Origin of the sequence: Corynebacterium sp. HMSC076G08 (assembly GCF_001811515.1) — a bacterium.
Classification (GTDB): domain Bacteria; phylum Actinomycetota; class Actinomycetes; order Mycobacteriales; family Mycobacteriaceae; genus Corynebacterium; species Corynebacterium hiratae.
In genome coordinates this window covers 347-6707 of the sequence record NZ_KV805049.1, presented here as the reverse complement: position 1 = coordinate 6707, position 6361 = coordinate 347, and the positions used below count along the sequence as shown (strand labels likewise).

4 protein-coding genes are annotated in these 6361 nt (G+C 59.4%); 2 read left to right on the top strand and 2 right to left on the bottom strand.

Features of this window, described 5'->3' with window-relative positions:
- Positions 1–265 (top strand): hypothetical protein (locus HMPREF2806_RS13480; RefSeq protein ID WP_232745337.1); only part of this gene is annotated, 265 nt, incomplete at its 5' end.
- Between the two features lie 770 nt (positions 266–1035).
- On the opposite strand, the gene HMPREF2806_RS07115 is transcribed toward HMPREF2806_RS13480, so the two are convergent.
- A complete protein-coding gene (locus tag HMPREF2806_RS07115) occupies positions 1036–4194 on the bottom strand; it encodes a DUF4062 domain-containing protein (RefSeq protein ID WP_070516988.1) in 3159 nt (1052 codons plus the stop codon).
- A gap of 287 nt (positions 4195–4481) precedes the next feature.
- On the opposite strand from HMPREF2806_RS07115, the gene HMPREF2806_RS07110 reads away from it, so the two are divergent.
- A complete protein-coding gene (locus HMPREF2806_RS07110; protein ID WP_070516986.1) occupies positions 4482–4895 on the top strand; it encodes a hypothetical protein in 414 nt (137 codons plus the stop codon).
- Here the strand turns inward: HMPREF2806_RS07110 and HMPREF2806_RS07105 are convergent.
- Positions 4871–6088 carry a hypothetical protein gene (locus HMPREF2806_RS07105; protein WP_158013212.1) on the bottom strand — a complete coding sequence of 406 codons (1218 nt, stop codon included), beginning with the start codon at positions 6086–6088 and terminating at the stop codon, positions 4871–4873. The two genes, HMPREF2806_RS07110 and HMPREF2806_RS07105, sit on opposite strands and share 25 nt — an antisense overlap.
- Positions 6089–6361: the final 273 nt, after the last annotated feature.

Below are 6361 nucleotides of genomic sequence, written 5' to 3'. Positions count from 1 at the left end.
ATACACTCCGTATCAAACAGTCAAAGAAACACTTATGGCTGATGATCCCCCTGTTCCAGAACACGGCTTCTCCGATCAAGAAAACTTCCTCTTTCTTAGAGGAAAGGGCGACAGCGAACAATGGGTGAAGTTCTCTCGAGAGGCTCTCGATCTGTGTTCTCCATCAAGTCCGTCTTCTTTAATCATGGAGTCAACGACAGTTGCTCTCAGTTTTTCTCTGGATAATCCGGGTAGTGCTTGGATTCTAACCGGCTTGAACAAGTAGTCATATGGGCTCGCTGCTCCTGGGCAGTATCGGGAACACTCAGATTGGGGTCAGCGTGCACACGACGACCGATGCAGCATCCTGTTTAATAAAGCACTTATAGAAAATATTCTCTAGTGACTGCGCATGCGCGTCCACCACTAAGGAAAGACTGATACCCATGAAACCAATCAATGATCTACTCGCTACTCACGGTGTGCCTGTTTATGATCCTGACGATGCTGGGGTTGCCCGCAAGCAGCATAGCTAACCCCCGACGTGTCTACTTTCCGGGGGTCAGGCCCTTATCGACGAACCAAGGGTGCCGCTTCTTTGCTGACTACATTATCTGCGCTGCGCAGTTCGCCGTTCACTCGGACCTACCGGCAGTAAAGAAGGTGGTGCCCGTTTCGTGGATGCCCGGACCACCGCATGAAGCAATCTGTTTCTCCATCACCTGAGGTTTCTTTTGGTCCGGTGCTTCTGAGTATCCGATGACAGCTTCGTCCTCTTGTTGCACTGGCGCGGGCGTAACACTCGAAGGCTGCCGCACCGCACCCGCGAGTGGTTCCGGCACGAGCATGCCTGTCGACGTCGTCTCCACGGGCGCCGTAGTTTCCTTGAGCGTGGACGTCACCGTCGTGGCCGGGCTCGACGGCGCAAGCACCGCATGCCCTATCCTCGCCGGTCGCTGAGTGGCGCACCCAGCCAGCGCTGCCAGCGGGGCGAGCGCGGCGAGTTTTGAGCCATCGTGTCGTAAGCACAAGAGCATAAATCCGGTCTCCGGCGCCCTACTCGCGGTGAAGGCGCTCGAGGTGGCCAACCACTTCGGTAAGCGCCTGCTGGGTTCTCTGCACCTCCTCGGCGTACTTCGCTTGTCGGAGGATATGTCCGAGGGCGTCATGGGCTAGCAGCGCGATCGCAATCGCCTCGGTTGGGGGCTGGTCGGTGGGCGCCTGGGCGAGCATCAGGGGTACGTTCGCCCGCATGTAACCGGTGTACCACTGGCGAACATCCGTAGAGGAAGCCTCCCGGCCAATGCGGTCGATCATCTCAACTGCCCTAGCCAGCCCGTACCAGCTCTCTGCGTCGGCTTCCGAAAGGAGCGGGATTACCGCCTTCGTTGGGTGAAGGAGCGCTCGATACGCCTCCGTCTCCTCGTCCCTTGCGATGTGAAGCGCGGCGAGCGACATAGCGTTGCGCATTGCGTCGGCGATGAATCGTGTTCCGAAGGGCACTCGCTGCGCGGCGTACGTGAATTCCTCGGCCGCTAGTTGTAGCAGGCTCATCGCTGGTGCTGGGAGGAATTGCTTCCACACCTCGGCCTGGAGTTCCATGGCTTGGGCTACGAGGGCGTGGGCAATGGAGGGGCCGTCTCCGTCACGGCGCAGCGACCGAGCCCATTCCCGCGCTTGCTCCAGGCTTGTGAGGGCGTAGCCGTCCTTACCTAGCTTCCTCAGCACGCCCGCTAGCTGGATCCAAGTCTTAGCGCCCTCCTCTAAAGTCTCCGGGTCTGCTGCCTCCGCCGTCCGCAGCAGCAAGCCTAGGCAGCTCTCTAGCAAGGTTTCGGCATTCTCGAACTGCCCGTCCTGGGCAAAGAGGAGTGCCATTTGTCGCTGCGCAGCAGCGAGGCGTGTCAGGATTCGGCGATCGTTGGGGCTAGCCTCGAGCAGCGGGGTGACCACGTCTTGTACGGCGTGCAAGTACCGTTGCGCTTCTAAAGGATCGCTTGCAAAACCGGACAGCAGCGTCAACGTTTTGCAGTGCAAATCAACCCACATTGTGTCAACACGGTGCCCGCGCGTCACATAATTCTCCAGGGCGAATGCGCAAATGTTTGCCACCTCCGCCTTGACGCGTGGATCTGGCGTTTGCAACGCTGCTGCGACGAGCGTGCGGATCGCTTCAAGCGAGGTGTCCAAATAGCGCAGCGCTCTTAGATGGTCCATCGCGTACGGCAAGTGTAGCAAAGAGGTGACCGCTGCCACCTCCTGCTCCGTGGTTTGCGGGAGGCTATCGAACGCCAGCGGCAAGCTCATCGCATCTTCCGGAACTTGAGAAGGCGGGCAGTGGAAGAGGTGGTAGAGGAAGGCCCCGGCAATCCTTCGCAGGACCTTCCACTGCGCCTCAACTGCGGCGAACTGCACCGATTCGACCGCCGCCCACTTCGGCGTCGTTTCGATTGCCATGTGCAATTCCGGCTCGTAGGTGCGCATCAACGCGAAATGGGTGAGATCGGAACTGAAGCTCGCGGCGGCATCGTCGAAAATCTGGTGCCTAAAGCGCATACGACCCTCGGGCCCGCTGGGAACCAACTGCCCGCCGAGTGACCGGAATAGGCGAGCCACGCAGTACTCAACATTGAACTCAAAACCGCTGATGCGCAGCGCATGCGCAACTTGCTCCTGCGAACTTCCTATCCGGGCAGCGCCCAACATGCCGACTGCGGCCTTGGCCATAACGCGGTCGGTAGAGTCAATTGAAGTTTCCAAAAAGTGGTACACTGCGTCGGGCATGTCGTCCGGGATAAGCCAGGCTCTGTCCCCAAGCATTCGAACGATCGCGCCAGCCTGATCCTCCTCCGTTGCAATGGATGCAAAGTCATCGCTGTCAATGTCCAGCAGCTCATCTAGCGCTAGTTCTACCCAGAGGGGAGTGCGGTCCTTCGATGCGATGAGGGCTCGGGCAGCTCCGCCGATTTCGCGACGCGTCTGACGCTCCCAGTCCTCCAGCATCTCGCGCACGTCGGGCGATGGTACGGAATCTAGCACGACCCTCTGGAAGTTGTGCTCCTTCAGCAACTGACCGTGCGCTTCAGAACGCGTGGAGACTGACATTGGGACCCGCTGCATGAGCCACTCCAACGGCCAGAAACCGGCGACGGAGTCAACCAGGTGGTCCAAACCATCGACGATGAATACCAAATCTGATCGATCGGCCAGGGCGCCTTGCATTGTGTCGCGCCAGCGCTGCCGCCAGGTGTCTGGGTCACCGCGGCCGGTATCGAAAAGCGATAAGCCCACTCGCTTACCTAACTGCTGGGAGATCTCGAACGCGAGCTCATCGCCGGTCCACACCCGATCATCAAGTCCAAGGATAACTGTGACGGGGGTTGACCCCGAATCGATCAGAAGCTGCTCGAATGCCAAGAGCAGGGTGGATTTGCCGGTGCCCGGCCCGCCCAGGACAACGACAGGTAAGCGGGTTTGTTGCATCGCCTGCAGAAATTGCAATGCCCAGTCTCTTCCAAACAGGCGTGTGCGCGCTCCGCGGAAAAGCACCTCCTCGGATGGCCCCGCGGGCGCGGTGCTTCGCGCCTGGTCGACCAAGGTGTTTTCGAAAAGTTCGACTGCCAAGTCCTCAAACTGCTGCTTCCCCACCTCCGACCAGTGGCCATTCGGCGCGACCTGGACGGAGTAGCTGCGTACCTTACCGGTCTCGCCCCAGCGCGAAAGCACCTGTTGTCTGAACGCGGAAATCCTCGCCGGGTCCGCATCCTGCCACCCGATCGGTGTCTGGCCCTCAATGTCGCGAACAAGAACGAACGGCGAGGTTGTCGCATCCGTGCCCCACAACCCAGCCATGGCAAATTCAAGTTCCGTGATCGAACAATCGCGAGCGCGTTCAGGATCCAAGCCCGCGCGTCCGGCTGTCCACTCCAACAAAGTCGTATCTTGCGAGACCCACCCGTAACGGCTTCCGATGAGGCCGAGAAAATGAGGGTTTGCACGGGTTACCTCATCCAGGCACACATCCAGCACTTTGCGCTGCGCCTCCTCAGGCTCCATCTCGCCCGTGTCCACGCCCCAGCGCAAATCAATAAACTGCATTCGTGCCCCGTACTGGCGGAGCGTCTCATTGAGACGGTCTTGCACCCGACCCGTCAGAATGTCTCGCTCAGTCTGGAAGTCCCGAAACGTCGACGACACAAAAACGGGAATGATCAGCACAGTCAGCTCCTTTATCGGTGTGCGCGCTCTTCAAATTGTAGCCCACTGGTGCTCTTTGAAAAGTAGCCCAGAGCGGTCGTTGGCTATCGTGCCTGATGTGACCGCAAAGCGGAGGTTGTTGCGGGGACTTCACCCATCTAGTTTTCCCGGATGCGCTACTTTTCTAGAAGCGTTTTGGGCTACTTTTCAAAGAGCGGTGACAACCGGTGGTCACGCTTAATGTTCGGGCCCCAGCATGAGGCCTTTGCTTATCGACACCCCTCATCCCTTCCACTACTATCATTCATATGGAAACGTGGTCTTCAGCCAGCCTGGACCGTCGATTTGCGCGCGCAGCGTGGTATCGGCCCATCCGGAAGGTTCGAGCCCGGCAGCTGGAGCGCGTAACGGAGTGGGCAACCGCCTACGGCAGCCGACTTCGCGGCAAGGCGGGGGACTGGGAGCTCACTGATGGCACCCGAACCTGGACCGTCGCCGCCGACATTTTCGCCAAAACCTACACAGAGGTTGCACCGCACACCTACCAGAAAACCGGGCGCGTGCAAGCCGTTCGCGCGGTGGAAAACGCGCTGATTCCTACCTTGGAGGGCGAGGCTTCGATACGGGCGGGAGACTGGGTCGTTCGCGGGGTGGATGGAGAAGTGTGGCCGGTGCCCGATTCGGAATTCGCCGAGGCCTACGAGCTCCTAGCGATGCCGTAACCAAACATCCCGACCAGCGCTGGATACACGTCATCTACAATCCTGCGGTTGTAATCCTGCGTGGTCTGGTCCAAATCCTTGAAAGGCATGTGCGTGCCTTTCTTCGCAGGGGGCTCTACCTCGTAGTCATAGGACGCCCGACGCTTCGCACCGCTTGCGTCGACCCACGTGCGGGTGAGCATCCAGTCGTTGTGTTCGGCCTCAGCCATTGACCAGACCTCTTCCTCAGAGAGCGAATCCACCCATCCATAGGCGTCTTTGACCAGCTCAAAACCATGATTACGCAGATTTTCAACCATGAACCGGGCTGCTGCCTCGGAAGACTGCTGGGCTTTTAACACCTCGTCGCGGGATGGCTCCCTGCTCGGATCCGGCGGGCCGTAAAGCGACTGATACGCGATATCGAATGCCCAGCCCCACACGGAGAAGGTGGAGCCGCAGATCGCCTCGAAACTCAAGCCCACCTCTTGAGGGTCCACTATCTCCAGGGCGGTGGATGTGTCGTTTTCGTCCCAGACCAGGCTTTGCAGTGTCCGATCCGTTACCGCAACAATGGCTTTGCGCCCATTGTAAGAGGGGATCTGCGCCGCCACGTGCACCGGATCCCCGACGAGAATCACCACGTCTGCCAAGTTCGTGAGCCCTGGTTCACTGAGCTGTACTACTTGCAATTCGCCGGCGAAGCGGTTGTAACTGTTGATCCACGCGTCGAGCTGCCGCTTTTGTATCCCTTGTCCGCACTGCTTCACCTCCACCGTGCTTGCATGCAAACGGCTCAGGAGGCGAAGCGCGGTATCGGTCACCGCGCGTACCGTGAGGTCGGCGGGGTGGAAGGCTCCCACTGGGCGTTGCTTAGCAATGTGCGTAAAACGCGCGGAAGTTGCCAGCTCGGGGGATTGAAGAAGCTGGAAGATCGACACGTCATCGCTACGTTCGATGCCTCGCACCTTTTGCACCTCGGAACTGAGCCGCGCCGTCTCGATATCATTTTCGGCCGCCACCACAACAATGGAAGCACGCTGGACCGTCTTCTCCACCAGTCGGTCACTTTCAAGGCTCTGCTTCAACCCGAGACCAAGCGTGCCTTTCGCCACGGGATTGCCACTTTCAAAAATATGCACCGGCAGCTGATTGTTTTCCTCATAGATCGAGCGAACGATACTGCTCGCCTCCTCCGAGGAACCAATGATCACTGGTCCGCCCTGCCGGCGCCTGCTTGTCGCCCGCGCCCACCCGATCCGCGAAACGCCAGCTAGGAACGAAAAGGCGGCACCGAAGGTGACCATCAGAGAAAGAACTAGGCCCGCCGTCATCCATGTGGAGGGCGATTCGGGCTGCCCTGGGGCGGGAGCGTAGGCCGCGGCGAACGGGGCAACGGCTGAATACAGGAGCGAAACCACGGGTGCGTCCTCTGACTCTGCGAGCGCCACACGGGCCTGACCCCCGGAAAGTAGACACGTCGGGGG

Excerpts from the sequence above, each read along its gene's own strand:
- HMPREF2806_RS07110 (WP_070516986.1), top strand. The coding sequence starts at position 4,482 with ATGGAAACGTGGTCTTCAGCCAGCCTGGACCGTCGATTTGCGCGCGCA.